Below are 18,720 nucleotides of genomic sequence, written 5' to 3'. Positions count from 1 at the left end.
CAGGCTTCAATGACTCTGCTTTCATGGCTTGTCAGCACGCAAAGGGAGCGAAAACGCTTCTGTGGCGGGGGATTTTTTGATGGTTTACGGACGTGGCTTGATGCCGTCTGATTTGAGTTTTTATGCGTTATAGGCAATCAAGAGTAGGGCGGCTGGAAAAAATCTCCCTGCGTCTGGGTTTTGGTTTGATCGTTTCTTTTTTGTTGCTGCTGTTTTTTGTAGTTGTCGGCTATTGGGCAACCTACAAAGTAGTCAGGGGCGAACTTGTCAAAGTCAACTATCACTTTTTGAGACTGGTAGCGCGCGCCAACGATCACGAAACGTTTTTGTTGCGAGCAATAAAGGCCAGTGGTTCGGTTGATTACAAACCGGAGAAAAGCGTCGGTTATGTCTTTGATGAGCGTCCAATGGGCGACTTGCGCCTCTATGAGGGCAGGGCCTCACAGTTTTCGACCACGGTATCGGTTCTCGGGCCTGATCGCCTCGACTTGCTGGTCAGTGGCGCGGTTGCTCGGGAACTGGATCAAGCTCGTGGCATGGCCAATGTCTACAGTGATTTCTGGGGTGGATCATCGTTTACCGCGCCTCAGATGTTTTTGTTCGATCTGGAAGATGGTTTTGATGTAGCGGTGCCTTCGATTGACGCGGAGCCTGCGGATTCAGAGCCCGCGTTGTTGCCGGTCATCGAAAAGGTCAAGGCAACTATTGCCAGGAATCCGCCCAAAAAAAGCGATTTGATTGTGCACTGGACACCCGGTAGACGCTTTCTGGCGGATGGCCGACGGGAACTGCTGGCCTATATCTCCGACCAATCCCATGAATACAGTGCAGATGGCCACAACCCCCCGGAAATAATCGTGGCAACCCTGCTGGAACTCAATGAGTTCAATGCCTTCGGCATCAGTATCGACAAGCAGTTTTACAATCTGCCTGCGTTTGAATCGATTGATTTGATAGCACCTGACGGTAGCGTGCTGGTCGGTTCACAGAACACTGATATTCGTGAATACGAAAACGGCCTGCACCTGACCACCTCCGGTCTGCTGATCAAGCGTAGTGCCGGCACTATTGGAACCTGGCAGGCGCTGTATTACATCAGTTATGAGCGACTTATTCACGACGCGAGATGGCCGCTACTGGGGCTGACGGGTTTGTTGATGGTGTGTGTGTCCGGTGGCTGGTGGCTGATTAACTGGTATCGGCGTCGTGTCCTGGTACCTGCAAGTACGGACTATCGGGAGTTGTTGGTTAATCACGACTTTAATCATTCACTGCTGCAAACGGTGCCGCTGGCGTTGTGCGTCATAAGAGCGGAGGGTTTGGAGCAGGTCACCCAAAACGAGCTGTTTACCGAGTGGCTCGGTGATGCCGGAGATCTTCACGACTTGATGCGTGACTGGCCTATGTTCGACCAGGATCAGGCGCTCTCGGGCGAAGGTTGCCTGATGACGGTTGAACGATCGCTGCATGTTCGTTTTGCCCCGACAGATTATCAGGGCGAGCGGGTTTTGCTGTGCACCTTCACGGACATAACTTCCCATCGCGAGGCGGCGGCAACTCTAGTGTTTGCGCGCAAGGCCGCAGATGCGGCCAACGAAGCAAAAAGCAACTTCGTGGCAACGATCAGCCATGAAATTCGCACGCCGCTTTACGGTGTGCTTGGAACGCTCGAATTACTGGGCATGACAGAACTGGAAGAGCGACAACGAGCTTACCTCGCGACGATAAACAGTTCCTCCGACGTTCTGCTGCATTTGATCAGCGATGTCCTGGATCTGTCGAAAATCGAAGCAGGACAACTGGTTCTTGAGCCGATCAAATTCAATCCGCTGGATCTTATTGAAGACATCATTCGCCTCTTCGCAGGTACCGCTGCGAGTAAGGGCTTATCACTTTTTTGTTGCATCGATCCGGCCCTGCCTCAAGAGGTATCAGGGGACAGTCTTCGTATTCGGCAAATCATCAGTAATCTGCTGAGCAATGCAATCAAGTTCACCGACAGTGGGCAGGTAGCGGTTTTTGTGGCTGTGACCCACAACCCTAATGGTCAAGCCGGATTGGAGTGGCGAGTCGTCGATTCCGGGCCGGGTATTTCGCCAGCTCACCAGGAGCGCTTGTTCGAGCGTTTTTTCCAGGCCAACAGCAAGCAACACACGATCAAGGGCACAGGGTTGGGCCTTCCCATATGTTCCATGCTCAGCCAGATGATGGGCGGCACGCTCAGGGTCAGCAGTCAAACGGGAGAGGGCAGCGAGTTCACTTTCGCGTTAACGGTGGATGTCCTGAAACCGGCGATGATCCCTGTGTCCGATCAACTGTTATCCGGTAAGAGCGTATTGGTGCGCACGCCGTACCCGGCATTGACGCAGAGTCTGACTGCATGGCTGGAGCGTCTTGGCGTGATTGTTTCGACTCAAGTCCAGGCATTCCACGATGCGCTATTGGAAGTCATGCCTGAACAATTGCCAGTGCTTGATTGGGGGGGCGTCAAAGTCTTTGCCCAGCATGACTTCAGTGAAGTGCCGCAAGTCATTGGCAAAGATATTCTGGTCAGCCAGCACAGCCTCTCGGGCATGCGCCAGGCCCTTGCCATGGCCGTCACCGGTGCCATGCCCGAGCCCATTGCCAATGCAATCGCCCCCGATAAACGTCATTTGGGCCTGAGCGTGCTACTGGCTGAAGACAGCCCGGTCAATCAGCGGTTGATGAAAGAGCAACTGCAAGCCATCGGTTGTACGGTCGAGGTGGCATCGAATGGTGTTCAAGCGCTGAAAGCTCTTGAACACGGACGCTATGACCTGATCCTCACGGACGTCAACATGCCCGTCATGGACGGTTATGACTTTACGGAGTCCGTAAGACAGCGGGATCTGGAGATACCCATAATCGGCGTTACTGCCAATGCATTGCGAGAAGAGGGCGAGCGCTGCATACATGCCGGCATGAACAATTGGTTGACCAAACCCATCGACATTCAAGGCCTTTACTTGAGCCTGAAAAGTACGATGAACCAACCAGTGCTCGACCACGCACAAGTGATCGAGGCTACGGACCCTCAAGACCGGATTCAGATTCCAGAGCGCATGGTTGAGCTCTTCATGCTCACCATTCGTGAAGATTTGAGTGGATTGAAAGCCGCGATGAAGGAAGCCGACGCTGCAAAAACCGTTAGATTGTTGCACCGGATTCGTGGCGCTCTTGCGGTCGGCAAAGCCAAAAGCCTCATTGTTCTTTGTCGAGAAGTGGAGAGATTGGTCGAGAGCTCTGGCCACTATTGTGCAGTCGAAGTCGATCAGTTTGTTCGGCGCGTGGAACAAGCTATCCGCGCGAACTGAGACGTGCTCAACGGCCCATATTGCATTGGGGCCTCGCCAGAGAAATTCATCGACGTAAGATTTATCCTCGCGAATGTCAGATATTTCCTAATTAGATTTGTTTCAGCTTTAGGCAGGATGGTTCGCCCCCCATCACCGAGCTGATTTCCATGAAGCGTCTTCCTCTACGTGTACTGGTGCTTGAAGATCATGATTTTCAGCGTTCAGTCGCGGTCAGCATGCTGCGCCAGCTTGGCTGTCAGGAAGTTTTCGAGGCTGTAGACGGCGTCCAGGCACTCGATGTTTTACACAAAGTGGGCAAGGTAGACATTGCCCTCTGTGACTTGTGTATGGACGGCATGGATGGTCTGGAGTTTCTTCAGCGAGTCGGCCACTCGGGGCTCGTAGGCTCTGTGATCATCAGCAGCTCGCTGTCCGCCGACCTGCGTCGGGCGGTGCAGCAGATCGTGTCGTTGTTGGGGCTGGAAATGCTCGGTGATGTCGGTAAACCGATGCAGGCGCCTGCTCTGGACGTCTTGCTGAAAAAGCACTTGCGTGGTTCGGATGTTGTGCCGCCAGTTCGCGCCCCTGTTGAGTTGGCCAGTGAAGATGAGGTTCGTCGAGCGCTACGCGAGCAACAGCTGAAAGCCTGGTATCAGCCCAAAGTGAATCTGAGTACCGGGGAGGTGAAAGGCGTGGAAGTGCTGACGCGATGGCAGCATCCTGCTTCAGGCATTCTGTCCCCGGCGGTGTTCATGCCAGTGCTGGAACGTTGCGGATTGCTTGATGAGTTGTTATTCGCACAAATGGATACTTCGCTGCGCCTGCAACAACAAGCGCGCAGCGATGGCTTTGTATTAAACCTGGCGTTCAACCTGCACGTAACGCAACTGACCAATAGCGACCTCACATCAATCGTCAAACGCATTCTGCAATTTCACAATGCGGCGGGTTCCAGCCTGACTTTTGAACTCACGGAAAGCGGGTTGCTGGAAAGTCCAGTCACTAGTCTGGAAACCCTGGTGCGGTTACGAATGATGGGCTGCCAGTTGTCGATCGATGACTTTGGGGCGGGATTCTCGTCGTTGCAGCGGTTATGTCAGTTGCCGTTCAACGAGATCAAACTCGATGGCGAGTTTATCCGCACTCTCAAACATGAGCCACGCTGCCGGGCAGCCATCTCCAGTACTTTGGCGCTAGGTGAAAGCCTGGGAATGTCGGTGGTGATCGAGGGCATTGAGAATAAAGAAGAACATGACCTGTTACTGGAGTTGGGTTGCACTTCTGGGCAAGGCTATTTCTACGCCCGACCGATGCCCGGCGAGGATCTGTTGCACTGGTTGTCGGCGCGCGCTGGGTCCGGAAAGAAAGCCGAAATGAAGTAGGTTTATGGAGGCCGGAGCAAATCAAGAAAGACATACGGTCCGCTTCGACTGGACAATGGGCAGCAACGGTATTAGAACTTTATGAGAGCATTATTTATAGTATGTGCATTGTTTAGCGGTAATTTACTTGCTGCAACAAGCTGTACATTCGACGACGGCACAATTTCTATTCCTGCCCTTTCGCTGGAGGTTAGGGACGTCGCCTTGCCAACAGTAATTTCAAACTCTTGGCACGAGTCTGCAGGAACAATACTGGGGGTATGTAAAGACATGTCATCAAAATCCGATTTCTTCTCGTACGCAAATAATGTAGTTGCTAGAACGGCACAAACGTTAGTCTTTGAAGGAGGCTCATATATAATTCACGATTCAGGTATCAAGGGTGTTGGCATAATTATGGCCGCTGGCGATGTGAATGACTCTTATGTGCCTTTCATGTCATCGGCTGAAATTAGAATGTGGACTTCTAATACTGGAATCATGGCTGCGGCTGCGAGAGGTAAATATCGAATTCGCTTTGTTGCCACAGAACGCCTGCAGCCGGGGACAATAAACATTCCATCAATCACAGTTATGCGGCACGGTATATATGTTTACGTGGATAACTACTATTATGGTTTCGGGTTCATAAGGACTCAGGGAACGACTCTTAATGTGAAATTCCCTGCCTGTAAGCTCAGCGTGCCAGGGGCAATAAAACTGCCGACGGTAGATATCGGATCTTTGGGGAATGCACAAACGACGGCCGGAGAAACCCCATTTTCTATCGATTTGGATTGCGGGGCAGTAGCATCAAACTTAAACGTGAAATATACCCTCACCGATATCTCATCCCCCACAAATACCTCATCGACGCTTGGATTGGCGAACGTACCGGACTCCGCGTCAGGTTTTGCCCTTCAAGTTCTGGAAAACGGTTTGCCCGTAAGTTTCGGTCCTGATTCATCAGCGATAGGCACTACTAATCAACGAGACTTTGGCAAGCTCACAAGTGCCGGCGGTCGTCTAGGAAAATCATTTACCGTTCGATATCTCAAAACTACCGCCCCCGTTGTTGCAGGCAAAGTAAAAGCGGGAATGACCATCACAATGTCTTATCAATAGACGCTTGGTACCCGATTTCACGACCGACCCGTTATGGTGGCAGTGAGGTTGGCGTACAGCTATGGCCCCGGCAAGGCTTGAAGCCTGGCCACTGATCTGGCGGCACTTGCTGAAGGTGCGGTGGCAGCTTGGCGTTCTGCTTTTCCAGCAGGCGCCGTTGATTCTTATCCGTGTCGGCGTTAACCGGCAGGCTGTATGTGAATTTGTGGGTTACGCTGGAAAGCAGGCAACGTGAGAACGCAAACGGTCTCTCATCATGGATGGATCAAGATGAAACTGATTTTGGTTGTGCTTGTTGTTGGTCTGTTGGCTTGGAAGCTTTCTCCTGAATTACAGTCCTGGGCTGAGGCTCGGCTATCGACGCCCCCGATCATCTCTACGGTCGTGGCTGTGCCGAAGCCTGTTTCGGCTCCAGTCAAATGCGATGGGCGCAAATACTGCTCGCAGATGACCTCATGCGCAGAGGCGAAAAACTTTCTGCAAAATTGTCCAGGAATGAAAATGGATGGCGACAATGACGGAGTCCCCTGTGAGATGCAGTGGTGCCGGTGACATTCGCCGTTCAGCAGCGGGCTGTTAGGTGGAAGAGGGCTTAGGCCGTTGCTTTGGATGCCAGCTCGCACTTGGCGGCCAGCTTCAGCAGGTTTTGAGTCGTCGGCTTGAAGCCTCCCGTGTTCGGGTAGTGAGCAAGGTCATGCCCATGCGGGTATTCCTCGAACGAACCATGGAAAGGCCAATTCATCTTCCAGTCCGCCCAGGTGGTGTAAGCATCCAGCCCGTCACCCCAATAATCGGTTCCACCTCCCACGCTCAGGCAATGCCTGGCGTTCGATTTCTGGTCGTACGCTAGTTCGGAGTGCTCATCGTCACGCCAGGCCTTTCGATACAGCGCCGGGTGCGATTGAATGAGGCGATCATGGGTTCACCTGCACGCCGAGATCTTTGACTGCAAACACGATGTCCCGGCAGTAACCGTCCTCGCCATCCATTGATGTAATGGCGATAGTCGTGATGCTTGAGCACGGTCTTGAGCAGGTGGGCTATGTAACCGCGTCCGCCATCTGGCGTGTTCAGGTCAACGCCAGGCTCGACCGGTTTGTTTTCTGTGGGCATGGAGGAGCCTTGGCCAGTGTTCGGCTACAGTGAGTTGGTCATCGAAATGGAGATCGGACATGCAATGCTTAATTTGCCAAGCTGCTTCTAAGATTGTTCACACGACAGGATGCTGGTCCGAGGTCAAATGCTCGGCCGGATGTGGACACTTCAGGGTCTCAGCAAACCTTGTTGCGAAGATGAAGTTCAAGAACGAACTCTTTGACGTTGAACGAACAAGGCAATGGCTCGGGATGGCTCGGAACGAGGGGCCAGTGCCGTTGATATCGACCTACGATTACAACGTTTCCTTATTGCACCGTGCCACTAAAGAGCGATCTGGCAGCTCGGCGAGTCGTTCTAGGACATCGATCGCTTCGGAATAGATTGATTTTTTACATCGGTCCACCGCTGCGTGGGCATGGGGCGCCCTATGCCGGGTCATGCCCGGGCGGTGGAGTGGTGAGATTGGGGGCGGCCTGGGGTAAACTCCCGGGCTTTAACCAAAGGGAGTTGACCCATGTTTTTAAGCATTGTCGTCGGTTTGTTAATAGGAGTTGCCTTAGCGCTTGTCCTGAATGGAATGCGGTTGCTTGATCCAAAGGCGTTGCTAATCCTTAAATGGTTTGTAGGGGTGATTGCGACAGGTTTTATATTTTTATCTTTTATGTTTGGCTTCGTAATTGGGGTGATGGCAGTCGCAGAGGTCAATATTGGCTATTACGCTTACTCCATGCTGTTTCAACGCAGCTCAGCGAAATCTTGAAATAAGTGGGTCAGGCTGCGAGGCGCTGGTAAAACATCAATGATGTCGGCGGCGTTGGCGCCGACCAAGGCTTCCGCCTCATCCGGATAAACGCTGTTTCCGATCAAGCGGACCTGGTCTGTTTTAGTGTTGAAGCACCCATGGCGCGAGCCGGAACTTCGCGCTGTGGTAGCGGATGACCGGTGCAGTGATGGTCATGATCTTTTTCCAGGTGCAAGCCCGCCGTTCACCGGTAGGCCTTGTGGTTTAATGGGAGAAATAAAGGAGAGGTTGCTATGGAGAAGGCGTTTCGAAATCCGTTGTTTTTGACAGGGATAACACTGGCCGTTTGTGGTTTTGCTATCACCGCGCCTGGCTTGTGGATCGCAGGCTTGGTTTTAATGGTGTGCGGATGGGGCAAGGGTAAGAAAAAAGCCTGAGGTCATCACCGCGGCCCCTTGTAGCAGTACACGTAGGCGAGCCAGGCGAGGGCGATCATGGCGTCACCTCGCGCCGAGCCCACTGCACATATGGGCCGTCTTCAGTGTCGAAAATGCCGAGCAGGAACCACTCGTACGCAGGCGGCTTTTCTGGCTGCCAGCCGAGACAATGGGCCTCGCCATCTTCCTAGTAAGGGTGGGCTTCCATATCGGAGTCCATGTGCCAGCCGACTACTTTCAAGCCCTGGGCATCGAGCCACGCCTTCTAAGCTTCGGCGTCTTCATCGAAGCCCGGGATGTCAAGGTGGTACCAGTACCCATGCTCGTCGCGCACAACTTCAACGGGGCCAATCAACTTTTCTTCAGGCATGACTGTTCCTTTGCCGCTATAGCGGCTGACTTTGAAGGGGAAGGGGAGTTAGCTGATTTTTTCGCGAATCTGGTATTTTGTTAGCTCGTTGCTTCAGGGAAGGAATTGATGTGAGACTTTTTAAATATGTCGACATGGCTGGATTGCAGCGAGTACTGACCGGCGGGGTTAGGTTTACTCAGCCGGGTGCGTTTAATGATCCGTTTGAACTGTTGCCCGAAATTTTTGTGCCAAACGGAACCGCTGAGCAGCCAATAAGTATAAGTTTCGACTTGATTGGTCCACGCCGTCCAAGTGACTTGGTTAGTCTGTCATATGATTTTGAAGATGATTACTGTAACGATGTCCAGTCACGAGATGTTGTTAGATCGCTGAACGAAAATGTTGGAATTTTTTGCCTAAGCAAGAATAATGACTCTTTGCTGATGTGGTCGCATTATGCTGAGCAATACGCAGGTGCCGTTGTTGAATTTGAAACCGATCACAAGTTTTTCGAGGGATTGATTGAAGTCGAGTATGCGAGTGCTCGGCCTAAAAAGGATATTAGTTATTATCTCTCCGCCGGAGGGCATATTCCCATAGCAGAGCTTTGCGTAAAGTCTGATGCTTGGGCATATGAGTCAGAGTATCGGATTGCTCGAAGTCTAAAAGCATGCGAGCGCGCAGGAGAGAACAAAGGGTTTGGAGTCTATATCCAGAAAGTCCCTATGGAGTGCATTAAATCAGTGTGTTTGGGGGAAAGGTCTGACTTGCTTGAGCAAAGGAAAATATGGGAGCTGCTTAAGGATACTAGTATAGCTATGTCCATAGCAGCTATCTCTAATAATGGCTTTGGTTTTAGATGGGAATACGTCAAATACGACAGCCCTGTTGGTAACGGTAGTCCGATATTTACTCCGCGCACCGCACATATTTTCAAAAACGATGTAGGGCAATGGGGGGATGTTGCTCGTTGGACTATTGAGCATCATAAACTATCAAAAATCGCTCAGATGCTTGCCTGATTTTTGGGCTACAGCTCTTGCTACAAGTTTATGGGTACCCATTGCTGGCGGCGGGTTGTCGTGGCCGCGGCAGCCGTTGCTGGCAAAATCTTAACCCTCGCAAGGTGGCCCGAACGGCAGTACCTCCTTGCCTTGGGCCAGCGCTTCGAGCAGATGGTCCTTCGCCTCGTCGGCGGTGCATTCGCGGCCACACTCTAAGCGGAACATGCCTTTGAGTTGGCGGTTGCTAAAATCACGCAGTGCGCCGCGCACGCTTAGATCAATATGGAAGGTGCGACCGTTTGGGCCGAATGGCTCGGCCGGTTTGTTTTCTGTGGGCATGGGGCGTCCTTAGCCGGGCATGCCCGGCGTCGGTCAAATGGGGGAAGGCCGATCTAGATCGGCCACTTGAATTGTTGCGTTAGGCACTGCAACCACCGAAGAGGGTGATAAAAATCATCAACGCGAACAAAACGATCAGTCCGAAAGGCATCATTAGCTCCAGAGTTTTGGATGAAGAACATTCCTCACCTAAACCTAAGAGTGGTTAGGTAGTGCCCCAAAAAACGGCCAAAAAGTTTGCGCATTGAAAATAAAAAAGTTTGCGCATGGAGTCAGTCGCCGCAGAAGCAGGCAATGGCCTCTGTGGCGTCGGCAAACATGTCGAATTGGATATCGGAGTAGTCGAGCATCGGATGGTAGCTGGGACGGTCGAATCTGAACAGGGCGCCATTACCGGTGATGCCGCTGCTGGAAACAGCGGTACGCTCCATGCGAGCCCGCCAGTCAGCTTTTCGAACTGGTTCCCCACGGTCGCTGGCGATTATTGAATAAACCTGATTCGCGCCCTTGAGGAAGCACAGGTCACAATTGCCTTCAAGAGTCCGACCGTTGATGGTCGGAAGCATCAGATCGAAAGGCTGGACGGCCCAGATGTCAGTCACGTCCTGTACACCGATTCCAGCATCAGCCAGCGGCATGACCATCGTAGCCCACTTACTTTCGCTGGTGCTTTTCCGGCTACGGATCTTCGCTACCCTGCGTGGCTCGTCGGCTCCAATGCCCGTCATCATGTCCACGGGATTGTCTTCGGTCGACAATCTCAAGCTGCGCAGCTACTTGTGGAGACAGGACCCCGGAGGAGGGGCAAAGCTGGGAAGTTTGTAACGACTACCAAATAGTTTTCTGGCGCCTCGAAAAATCGCCGCCGATTCTCAAACCCCAGAAACGACAAAGCCCTGAATAATCAGGGCTTTGTCGTATAAAGATGGCGGAGGCGATGGGATTCGAACTCATGGACCTGTTACAGTCGACGGTTTTCAAGACCGTTGCCTTAAACCACTCGGCCACACCTCCGTTTGCGTTGCGGGCGCCATAATACCTGAATGAAACACACTGTCAAACTCTGTGCATGGCTTGTTACAGAGCGTCTGTTATGATCTTTGCGACTGAACGTTTCAAACCAACAGGAGTGTCGCCATGCGCGAACAGGATTACGCAGTTAATAACAGCGTGCAGGCTGAGCAGCTAGAGGTTAGCCGCGTCCTGCGCAACACATACGGCTTGCTCGCTCTCACCCTCGCATTCAGCGGCGTGATGGCGTTCGTCGCCCAGCAGATGCGTGTTGGCTACCCGAATATCTTCGTGGTGCTGATCGGTTTCTACGGCCTTTTCTTCCTAACCAACAAACTCCGTGATTCCGCGTGGGGCCTGGTGTCGGCGTTTGCCTTGACCGGTTTCATGGGTTTCCTGCTCGGCCCGATCCTTAACCGTTACCTGGGCATGCAGGGCGGCGCAGAAGTAGTGAGCTCAGCGTTCGCGATGACGGCGCTGGTGTTCGGCGGTCTGTCGGCTTACGTGCTGATCACCCGTAAGGACATGAGCTTCCTCGGTGGCTTCATCACCGCAGGTTTCTTCGTGCTGCTGGGTGCGACGCTGGCGAGCTTCTTCTTCCAGGTCAGCGGTCTGCAACTGGCGATCAGCGCAGGTTTTGTGCTGTTCTCCTCGGTCTGCATTCTGTTCCAGACCAGCGCCATCATTCACGGCGGTGAGCGCAACTACATCATGGCGACCATCAGCCTGTATGTGTCGATCTACTTAATGTTCACGTCGATTTTAGGTATACGTGACGAGTAAGGGGGTTGGTGGGTGTTCTGCCCCGCAAAACCAAGGAATGCCGCCGATTAGGCGGCATTTTTTTTGGGCGTTTGTCAAAAAATGTAAACCTACAATTATTCGCGTAAATTACGTCGAAAATGTAAACATTCAGTTTCTTACGCATGGATGAAACAGGTGCATTTTTCACTCAGGCGTAAACGTATGCCGGAAGCCCCATCGACGGCTCGCTGATGCCCCGTTAGCTCGAGTTGATGCTCGGCCTGGCGGATGGAACCCATTTCCTCATAATCGGAAGGATGAAAAGGAGTGGGGGAGAGTCGTTTAAAAGAAGGATTGGCAGTATCCGTTGGCCGATCAAGCCTAACATTCATGTTCGTAAAAGCCGAAATGAGCGTTATCCACCCTCGCTGCCATTCGATGCCTGCCTATTTCGCCATTCGCCAAATTCGGTTGACCGTTGATGTGGGAATTCCAAGCGCCTCAGAAGCTTCTTTCTGCGTCATTCCCTGAGATCGGCAACGAAGCACGGCTTCAATTTTATCGGGCGATGAGCGTGGGCCACCCTTGATGGGCTTAAGCGTGCCGTCAGCGAATTGCCCGGACAACCCGTTTACTACACCCGAGGCAACGAGGCGCTTTACTTCTTCAGACAGTCTCTCGAGAGATTCTTCGGGAGATAATTTCTTCTCAAAGCACGATGCGACCACAAGTAGCGCCAATGGATCGACATCCAATGCCGAGGAGATCGTATTCAGCATATCGAGGGTAACGCCCGTCTTTGCGTTCTCGAGATTGTATAGATGCCTAGTTTCAACCTGACCTTGGAGATCCTCCTTCGAAAGGCCGCGAGAGGAACGTACCAATCGAAGTACTGCCGCCAGCGATTGCCTCATGACCATGGCGAATCCTCAAAAGGGAGGATAAGGCCATATTGATCAATCCCACGCCATGAAATATACTTCCTGTACTGGGATGTTGTTGGGCTTAGCTGAGATTCAAGCGACACCTCAGAAATCACGGGGTGGCGGATCATCTATATAGATACGTTAGTAGGTGCATTTTCAGTCTTAAATATCGGCAGTGAAATATTAGCCATAAATTGACAGCGTGGATGGGCCTTTAAAAGGTTGAGATTTTGAAAATTCACTTGCTATCTGACGTCCATATCGAATTCCAAGAATTTTCTCCGATTGTCTACGATGCAGATGTTGTTGTGCTGGCCGGCGACATTGATCTGCTGGCTAGGGGGGTGGAGTGGGCGAATAGAACCTTTTGCTGCCCAGTGATCTATGTCGCCGGAAACCATGAGTACTACAAAGGACACCTCGACCGAACCTTGGAAAAAATGCGTGCTAAGGCGCTCCCGCATGTTCACGTTCTAGAAAACGAACAAGTAGTGATCAATGGAGTAAGGTTTCTTGGTACAACCGGCTGGACTGATTTTTACTCAACTGGAGATGTCAGTTCTGCAATTCATAGCGCGCAGGGATCTATGAATGACTACAAACAGATCAGAACTGGAGCTCAGTTTCGTCGCGTAAAGCCAATCGAAATTCAGAAAAAGTCGCAATTTGCGAAACAGTGGTTATTGGCTGAACTATCTACTCAGTTCCAAGGAAAAACAGTGGTGGTAACCCATCATGCGCCCTTGCCGGAATGCGCGCCTGGAATCAAGTATGAAATGGGGCATTTGGCTGCGGCTTATGTCAACGACTGGCAGGAGTTCGCAGGATGCAATATAGACATTTGGTTGCATGGACATACGCACGTCGGTTACGAGAAAACTATAGATGGCATCCGCTATGCCTCTAATCCAAGGGGCTATCCTTTCGAAGAGACCGGTTTTGTAAGTGATCTAGTACTTACTATCTGAACTAAGATGGGCGCTAAAGAAAAAAATCGTTAGTCAGGAGCTGTGTTGTGTTCAGAACAAACGAGAGTCAGCTGCAAGGCAAATTCAAAATGTCTGATGAAAATCTTCTGTTATGGAAATCCGTTGATCTTAGTCACAACCAATATTCTTTCTTAGTAGAAGGAGTAGGGTTTTTCGATGGGGCTTTCGGGCCAAACGTGCGCCTCATCAGCGACACGGAGACGGTTCAAACCATATGCAGTTCGGGAGACCCAGAATTTCTTGCTGTTACTAAGGTATACCTCATCTCTCCACCGTGGATGAACCGGCAAGGTGAACGTCTAATGGAGCCGATTTCAGAAATCAGACTAACAAATCCTGGTAAAGAACCGCCGATCTACGAATTCGTAACCGTCGCGGGACAGACCTACACAAGCGTTCCTGAACCTTCACCGAAGTGAGATACACATGGTGACCTTAAATGAAATCTCGCAGCTCCTTTACGGAGCAGGGGATGAATCGATCGGTTGGCAAGGCTCTCAGGAAGACCTGATCGCTATGGCTGCAAAGGCATTCCCAGACAAAGCATTCTGCGTGGTGCGGCAGTGGATTTTGATCGACCTCACGGTGACGCCTGATGAAAAGGAAAAACTGACAATGCTTGGTCTGCTTCCTGCGACGCTATTTGCTCATGAGGTAGTCCTGGACAGCGGAGCGCGCTTTCAACCAAATATGTGGGTACGCAGCAACTTCGGAAAATCCTTCACTGAAGGCTGCATGTTTGAAACCAAAAGTACGGTCTACCTCCTCTGGGGATCGGGCTTAAGGAAAGAAGCCAGTGTGGGTACTGCATTTTCCATGAAGGCGGGTTAAATGTGCCCCCACAATATTTTCCGCAGTGGGGCTTGGGAGCTTAGAATGTCCGAAATAATCGAAGTCGAGTTTCATAGCAAGTGGCTGACTGACTTTCAGCTAGGCCGCTTGGTTCGAGCCACCAATCAGCGGTATATCCCCACTATCACGGCATTCATTAGCGACGCCATCATCGTCAACGATACCTGTCTAGGCGTCGTATTCGACCATACTCGAAAGGATGAGTCAGGGCGTCACGCTGATTGCTCAATCATTCAAACAGCCAAAATTCAGTCTGCTCGGAAGGCGGGCCGTTTCTGGATTCTGACTACGGGGGAAGATCACTACGTTATTGCTAGCTTCAAGCGTGGTGGCGGGCGACGTAGTTTTCTTGAATTGCTCCGCTCAGGTGAACGCACCGGATAAATCAGTTTTATTGTCTGGAGTGCATCAGCCATTCGTTACTTCATAGGCTGCAACTCTCAGCCACATGAGCATTCATGGTTCAGTATCCGTAGTCGTTCAACAATCTCTGCAAAAACTCACGTCGCCTTTGAACGACGCTCAAAATGAGGTAGTCGCGGTCGGTGTCTCTCGTCGACAAATGCCCAGCGTCCACAAGGCCATGAATGTAGCCTTCGGCTCTGCCTCTTGCTTCGAGCAACGCCTCATTGGATATGCTTTTGTAGATGTCTTCAGCGATGAGCTGCCACCGCTTTTTCTGCCGGTGCCCAACGGGGTCATCGGAAAATTTCGGTGCGTTGATCAGGGTGTTGAAATCGGCATGTGCGTTTAGTGTGTTCAAAGCGGATTCTCAGAACGGTGATAACTGAGCGGAGGCTATCATGCGCACACTATATCGCCTGTTGTTGGCTGGCTTTTGTAGGCGCTGGCGCGAAGGAACGATTTCAATGATGGTGCACGCTTTCGGTGGCGTCTTTAAACATTGTGGAGCGCACAGGCAGTGCTATTCAGCGAGTACATTCTTAGCCCGGAGTGCGATATGGGATACCTCAGCCTAGAGGACATCTACCCCGATGACGTAGAAAAATATGGCCATATGCGGGTGGGAATGACCGACCTCTATGTAAAAGACAATCACGCCATTTATGGTGTGGTTACGCTTGGCGAATACCGCGAGCTGACCAGCAGATTACTGCGTGACGAAGCGGTGCAAATGATCATCAGCGCTAAGCTCGCCGCGTTGCCCGAGGACTACGATCCGTGGATCAGGCGGATCGAACGTAATCGCGCGCTACACGCTAGGTATGGGGACAAATTCGATCCCAAGGGGGACGATTGACAGACCCCACGTCCAATCATAAATGCAGCGCCTCATCTTACTCGGCCGACCTGGTAGTTACGCTCCTCGGAAATCCATCGGTACTGTAAATAGTGGGACGAACACGGGCTCCAATGACAGGCCACGCTAACAATCGTTGAAAAGGATTAGGTCGCTGAAGATATTCCTTGATTGCGAATTTACCCAGCTCAATCAGGACTCTGATATCTCTAGCGCTGGTATCGGAGTCAGGCGACGAGTTCTATGTTGAATTGACGGATACCTATTCGGTCGAGGACTGCAGTGATTTCGTCATCCGGAACGTTTTGCCGCAGCTTGATCCTCCGCGATATGGTCAGTCGCTTGTCGAAGCTCGAGCCACGCTTCGGAAGTTTCTAGGCTGCTTCGACGAGGAGCTTGAGGTGTGTTCAGATGCGCCACATTGGGATCGGGGATTTTTCTATGATCTCGCTTGTGCAGATCATCAACCCTTGCCAGTCCAGGTTATGAATCAGCCGACCAACCTCACAATCCTTTTCAATCAGGTAAATGCGGAAGCTCTTGAACAGGTAGAGCTGTCTGATCTGCCACACCATGCGTTGCTAGATGCGCGGATGCTTGCAGAGCTTTTCAAGGTCTTGGCCCCCCGGCTTGTTTTGTCGCCCTAGAGGGCGCATCCCAATTCGACGGCTTCTTTTGCAACGGAGCTTGGAGAGGTGTGCCACCAAACCGGGTTGAAGGATGCGCCGGGAGATAATGAGCCAGTGCTCCACGACGCGGGTTGATCAGCTGTGGGCGGTGTACTGCAAGTGAAACGAAGATTGCCATCAGAGGCGTTCTCGGTAACGGCAAACTTAATTATTCCAAATTATGGCTCAGCCATAATTATTGCTGAGTTTTGGCCTCTCCGTTTCTATCTCAGTTGTCGCCAGCAGTCCCTATTGCCCCGACCGATTTGCAATATACTGTTAGGTAACTACTGAAAAGAGACCTGTCATGTCCAAGCTCGCAGAATTCCGCCAACTCGAAAAACACCTCGCCGAACAGCTTCAAGCTCTCGAAGCGCTGAAAGGCGACGCTGGCCTCAAAAAAGAAATCGAATTCGAAACCAAGCTGCGCGCTCTGCTTGCCGAGTACGGCTACAGCCTGCCGAACGTGATCAACTTGCTTGATCCGAAGGCTGGTCGTCGCGCACCAGCTGCCGAGGCAAAATCCGGTACGAGAAAGCCACGTCAGGTAAAGGTCTACAAAAATCCGGAATCTGGCGAAGTCGTAGAAACCAAAGGCGGTAACCATCGAACGCTGAAGGAATGGAAAGCGAAATACGGTGCCGACAAGGTTGAGTCTTGGCTGACCAAGTGATCTGGTTTGAGTACAAAAGGGCCATTTAGGCCCTTTTTATTACAGCGGTGAGGTAGCAAGCTTCCCGCCGTGCATGACAATTACGCGCATGCTGAGTAGCGTCCGGAGAAGGCACCTATTCGGCGAACCACAGTCGCGTGCTCCACCCCCAGCGAGCGTGCCGCAACGGCTAAGGTGCCCTCATGAACAAAGGCAAAGAAAAAACGGAGGCTATCCCAGTCGAGCATATTAATCATCAGGTGTAGTACGAGAGGCTTTTCAGCAAGCTATAAGCCTAGCTTGCCGAGTAATCAGGTGACACTGCCGCGTAAAGGTTGGACTTAAAGTCGTCCCCACGTTATCCGTCCTCAAGAACCTCTTATGCGATGACAGCAATCACGACGAACATGGCATATTCAGTCCCCCGAGGGTTGTAGAGCAACGGGTAAGTTCGCGGCTGACATGGGCACACCTGTCTTACCTTCATCGCTCTGACTTCGGCTTCACTGCTCACAACGCGCACGTCCATTTGCGCTTAAGGCATCGCTTCCAGCATCCCTGACGTTGCGATTGCGATTTCAACCCAGTGAAGATCAGTTTCATTACGCAAGGTGTATTGGACAGACGCTTACACCGAGTCTACGCTGCGAAAGGCTCAAGATGAGGCACTTGCCAAGTCAAATAATCAAAAAACCTTAATTCCGCAGAGCGTCGGTCAAATGCTAAATGCTAGGTCAGCGCAACCGGCAGATAGCTCAAAGCTGAAACTGACCTGCATAGGCTATTGATGCAAAAGCGGAGCGATATCAAATGGAAATAGCATATCCAAAGTCGATCTCACTCGCCGGCACTCCGCCACGCATACCCCAGTTCTCTGGCTCTTGCTCAACCAGCAGTATCAGAGGGGCATGCTCTGAAATATCGAGCTGCGCAGCGATACTTTTACTGATCAGCTGATAAAGCTGGCGCTTGGTTTCCAGCTTGCGTCCTTTGAAGACCGTGATTTCAATTTGGATGAACTCACTGCGATCTCCTGGGGAACGGAAGTGGTCTTTGTCATAGCAGACATAGCGCGCCTGGAGCTCTTCGTCACTGACCTTGAACACCGATTTCAAGCAACCATAAATTGTCTCGATTATGGCTTGTTGGGTATCGGCGTCACGCTGTACAGGGTCTTCTACTCTAACGATGGGCATACTGACCTCAGTTTGAATGCGGCTTGGTAGCGGCGTGCAGGAGCTCCATCAGGAGCTCGGCATGATCGTGTTTTCGGTTTTCGAGTAACCACCGCAGAGCCGCTGACGAATCCGGCGAGGATTTGTCTTGGGAGAGTTTAAAGCGCCCCTCGGTATTTTCCGGCTGTATGACCAACCCAAGAATGTGTGGCAGGTTCGATATCACCCGAGGGTCGCGCTCGTCGACCTGATAGTCAGAGGGCTGCTCTGACAACCGTTTTGCGGTTTTCTCGAGGATTTCGAGCTTTTGGTGTGGGGCGTCCACCACAGTTATGTTCGCCTGCATGTGAACGGCGAGGTAATTCCAGGTGGGGAGTTGGCGCGAGACGTAAGCCTGTGGAGGAATGTAAGCCGATGGCCCCATGAAGACGATTTGAGCACTCAGAGACTTTTCGCCTTTGAACTGTGAGTTATTGCCGTCGACATGTCCGAACAACGACCCATCCGGCTGACGCCATAGCGGAATGTGGCTACAAAGAAATTGTCCGTCCCGATGCGATGTGATCATTGCCAGCGGAAACACATCAACGAAACGGTCGATTAATCCCTTGTCTGTGGAACGGTATTGAGGGTAATGAAAGGGGCAGGCAGACATAGTGTGTACTCG

The 18,720-nt window shown here is 51.7% G+C and carries 21 protein-coding genes, 1 tRNA gene and 1 pseudogene; 15 read left to right on the top strand and 8 right to left on the bottom strand.

Translation table 11 applies throughout. The features are described 5' to 3' along the window. Positions 1–122 precede the first annotated feature (122 nt). The 4 genes from K5R88_RS08950 to K5R88_RS08935 all read left to right on the top strand — a co-directional run bounded on the left by K5R88_RS08950 (position 123) and on the right by K5R88_RS08935 (position 6,355). Entirely contained in the window at positions 123–3,335 is a 3,213-nt protein-coding gene (locus K5R88_RS08950) for a hybrid sensor histidine kinase/response regulator (protein WP_226299795.1), read from the top strand. Between the two features lie 149 nt (positions 3,336–3,484). Beyond that, the gene (locus tag K5R88_RS08945; protein ID WP_226299794.1) at positions 3,485–4,699 is read left to right on the top strand and encodes an EAL domain-containing response regulator; all 1,215 of its coding nucleotides are present in this window, start codon (positions 3,485–3,487) and stop codon (positions 4,697–4,699) included. 81 nt (positions 4,700–4,780) lie between these two features. After that, complete coding sequence (locus K5R88_RS08940; RefSeq protein WP_226299793.1) at positions 4,781–5,803, top strand: fimbrial protein; 1,023 nt, start codon at positions 4,781–4,783, stop codon at positions 5,801–5,803. A 270-nt stretch (positions 5,804–6,073) separates the two neighbouring features. Beyond that, positions 6,074–6,355, top strand: coding sequence for an excalibur calcium-binding domain-containing protein (locus K5R88_RS08935; RefSeq protein WP_223449389.1), 282 nt, complete (start codon positions 6,074–6,076; stop codon positions 6,353–6,355). A gap of 40 nt (positions 6,356–6,395) precedes the next feature. On the opposite strand, the gene K5R88_RS30800 is transcribed toward K5R88_RS08935, so the two are convergent. Further along, the gene (locus tag K5R88_RS30800; RefSeq protein ID WP_329959900.1) at positions 6,396–6,545 is read right to left on the bottom strand and encodes a hypothetical protein; all 150 of its coding nucleotides are present in this window, start codon (positions 6,543–6,545) and stop codon (positions 6,396–6,398) included. Between the two features lie 870 nt (positions 6,546–7,415). Here K5R88_RS30800 and K5R88_RS08925 point away from each other — a divergent pair. The 3 genes from K5R88_RS08925 (at position 7,416) to K5R88_RS08910 (ending at position 9,454) form a co-directional block, all read left to right on the top strand. After that, the gene (locus tag K5R88_RS08925) at positions 7,416–7,661 is read left to right on the top strand and encodes a hypothetical protein (protein ID WP_226299792.1); all 246 of its coding nucleotides are present in this window, start codon (positions 7,416–7,418) and stop codon (positions 7,659–7,661) included. A 275-nt stretch (positions 7,662–7,936) separates the two neighbouring features. Further along, positions 7,937–8,080, top strand: a complete 144-nt coding sequence (locus tag K5R88_RS08920; protein ID WP_223449387.1) for a hypothetical protein — start codon at positions 7,937–7,939, stop codon at positions 8,078–8,080. Between the two features lie 480 nt (positions 8,081–8,560). Next, positions 8,561–9,454 carry a DUF2971 domain-containing protein gene (locus tag K5R88_RS08910; protein WP_226299791.1) on the top strand — a complete coding sequence of 298 codons (894 nt, stop codon included), beginning with the start codon at positions 8,561–8,563 and terminating at the stop codon, positions 9,452–9,454. 90 nt (positions 9,455–9,544) lie between these two features. Here the strand turns inward: K5R88_RS08910 and K5R88_RS08905 are convergent, their stop codons facing one another. From K5R88_RS08905 to K5R88_RS08895, 3 genes and pseudogenes are all read right to left on the bottom strand, one after another. Then, positions 9,545–9,775: a hypothetical protein gene (locus tag K5R88_RS08905; RefSeq protein ID WP_223449385.1), complete on the bottom strand. Its 231-nt coding sequence runs from the start codon at positions 9,773–9,775 to the stop codon at positions 9,545–9,547. Positions 9,776–10,047: 272 nt separating this feature from the next. After that, positions 10,048–10,548: pseudogene (locus K5R88_RS08900) on the bottom strand (phosphoadenosine phosphosulfate reductase family protein); the annotation flags it as partial. 153 nt (positions 10,549–10,701) lie between these two features. Then, positions 10,702–10,789: transfer RNA gene (locus K5R88_RS08895), tRNA-Ser, on the bottom strand. Positions 10,790–10,912: 123 nt separating this feature from the next. Between K5R88_RS08895 and K5R88_RS08890 the strand changes: the two genes are divergently transcribed. Further along, on the top strand, positions 10,913–11,569 hold the full coding sequence (locus K5R88_RS08890; RefSeq protein WP_226299789.1) for a Bax inhibitor-1/YccA family protein: 657 nt from the start codon (positions 10,913–10,915) through the stop codon (positions 11,567–11,569). A 407-nt stretch (positions 11,570–11,976) separates the two neighbouring features. On the opposite strand, the gene K5R88_RS08885 is transcribed toward K5R88_RS08890, so the two are convergent. After that, a complete protein-coding gene (locus K5R88_RS08885; RefSeq protein WP_226299788.1) occupies positions 11,977–12,444 on the bottom strand; it encodes a helix-turn-helix domain-containing protein in 468 nt (155 codons plus the stop codon). Positions 12,445–12,686: 242 nt separating this feature from the next. Here K5R88_RS08885 and K5R88_RS08880 point away from each other — a divergent pair, with 242 nt between their 5' ends. The 4 genes from K5R88_RS08880 to K5R88_RS08865 are packed head-to-tail and all read left to right on the top strand — an operon-like array spanning position 12,687 to position 14,681. Then, positions 12,687–13,424 (top strand): metallophosphoesterase, encoded by a 738-nt coding sequence (locus K5R88_RS08880; RefSeq protein WP_226299787.1) that lies wholly within the window; start codon positions 12,687–12,689, stop codon positions 13,422–13,424. A 47-nt stretch (positions 13,425–13,471) separates the two neighbouring features. Beyond that, positions 13,472–13,864: a hypothetical protein gene (locus K5R88_RS08875; protein WP_226299786.1), complete on the top strand. Its 393-nt coding sequence runs from the start codon at positions 13,472–13,474 to the stop codon at positions 13,862–13,864. A 7-nt stretch (positions 13,865–13,871) separates the two neighbouring features. Then, positions 13,872–14,276: a DUF6957 family protein gene (locus K5R88_RS08870; protein WP_226299785.1), complete on the top strand. Its 405-nt coding sequence runs from the start codon at positions 13,872–13,874 to the stop codon at positions 14,274–14,276. A 45-nt stretch (positions 14,277–14,321) separates the two neighbouring features. Further along, on the top strand, positions 14,322–14,681 hold the full coding sequence (locus K5R88_RS08865; RefSeq protein WP_226299784.1) for a hypothetical protein: 360 nt from the start codon (positions 14,322–14,324) through the stop codon (positions 14,679–14,681). A gap of 79 nt (positions 14,682–14,760) precedes the next feature. Here the strand turns inward: K5R88_RS08865 and K5R88_RS08860 are convergent, their stop codons facing one another. Then, the gene (locus K5R88_RS08860) at positions 14,761–15,060 is read right to left on the bottom strand and encodes a hypothetical protein (protein ID WP_226299783.1); all 300 of its coding nucleotides are present in this window, start codon (positions 15,058–15,060) and stop codon (positions 14,761–14,763) included. Positions 15,061–15,258: 198 nt separating this feature from the next. Between K5R88_RS08860 and K5R88_RS08855 the strand changes: the two genes are divergently transcribed. The 3 genes from K5R88_RS08855 (at position 15,259) to K5R88_RS08845 (ending at position 16,899) form a co-directional block, all read left to right on the top strand. Continuing rightward, positions 15,259–15,558 carry a hypothetical protein gene (locus K5R88_RS08855; RefSeq protein ID WP_226299782.1) on the top strand — a complete coding sequence of 100 codons (300 nt, stop codon included), beginning with the start codon at positions 15,259–15,261 and terminating at the stop codon, positions 15,556–15,558. A gap of 167 nt (positions 15,559–15,725) precedes the next feature. Further along, positions 15,726–16,205 (top strand): hypothetical protein, encoded by a 480-nt coding sequence (locus K5R88_RS08850; RefSeq protein WP_329959899.1) that lies wholly within the window; start codon positions 15,726–15,728, stop codon positions 16,203–16,205. Between the two features lie 328 nt (positions 16,206–16,533). Beyond that, positions 16,534–16,899, top strand: a complete 366-nt coding sequence (locus tag K5R88_RS08845) for a histone-like nucleoid-structuring protein, MvaT/MvaU family (protein WP_226299781.1) — start codon at positions 16,534–16,536, stop codon at positions 16,897–16,899. Between the two features lie 785 nt (positions 16,900–17,684). Here K5R88_RS08845 and K5R88_RS08840 read toward each other — a convergent pair. Both K5R88_RS08840 and K5R88_RS08835 read right to left on the bottom strand, forming a co-directional pair. After that, positions 17,685–18,074 carry a tautomerase family protein gene (locus K5R88_RS08840; RefSeq protein WP_226299780.1) on the bottom strand — a complete coding sequence of 130 codons (390 nt, stop codon included), beginning with the start codon at positions 18,072–18,074 and terminating at the stop codon, positions 17,685–17,687. A 7-nt stretch (positions 18,075–18,081) separates the two neighbouring features. Continuing rightward, positions 18,082–18,708 carry an FMN-binding negative transcriptional regulator gene (locus K5R88_RS08835; RefSeq protein WP_226299779.1) on the bottom strand — a complete coding sequence of 209 codons (627 nt, stop codon included), beginning with the start codon at positions 18,706–18,708 and terminating at the stop codon, positions 18,082–18,084. Positions 18,709–18,720 lie beyond the last annotated feature (12 nt).

Source organism: Pseudomonas sp. MM213, from assembly GCF_020423045.1.
Lineage (GTDB): Bacteria > Pseudomonadota > Gammaproteobacteria > Pseudomonadales > Pseudomonadaceae > Aquipseudomonas > Aquipseudomonas migulae.
The sequence above is the reverse complement of the archived record's forward strand: the minus strand, read 5'-3'. Positions and strand labels throughout refer to the sequence as shown.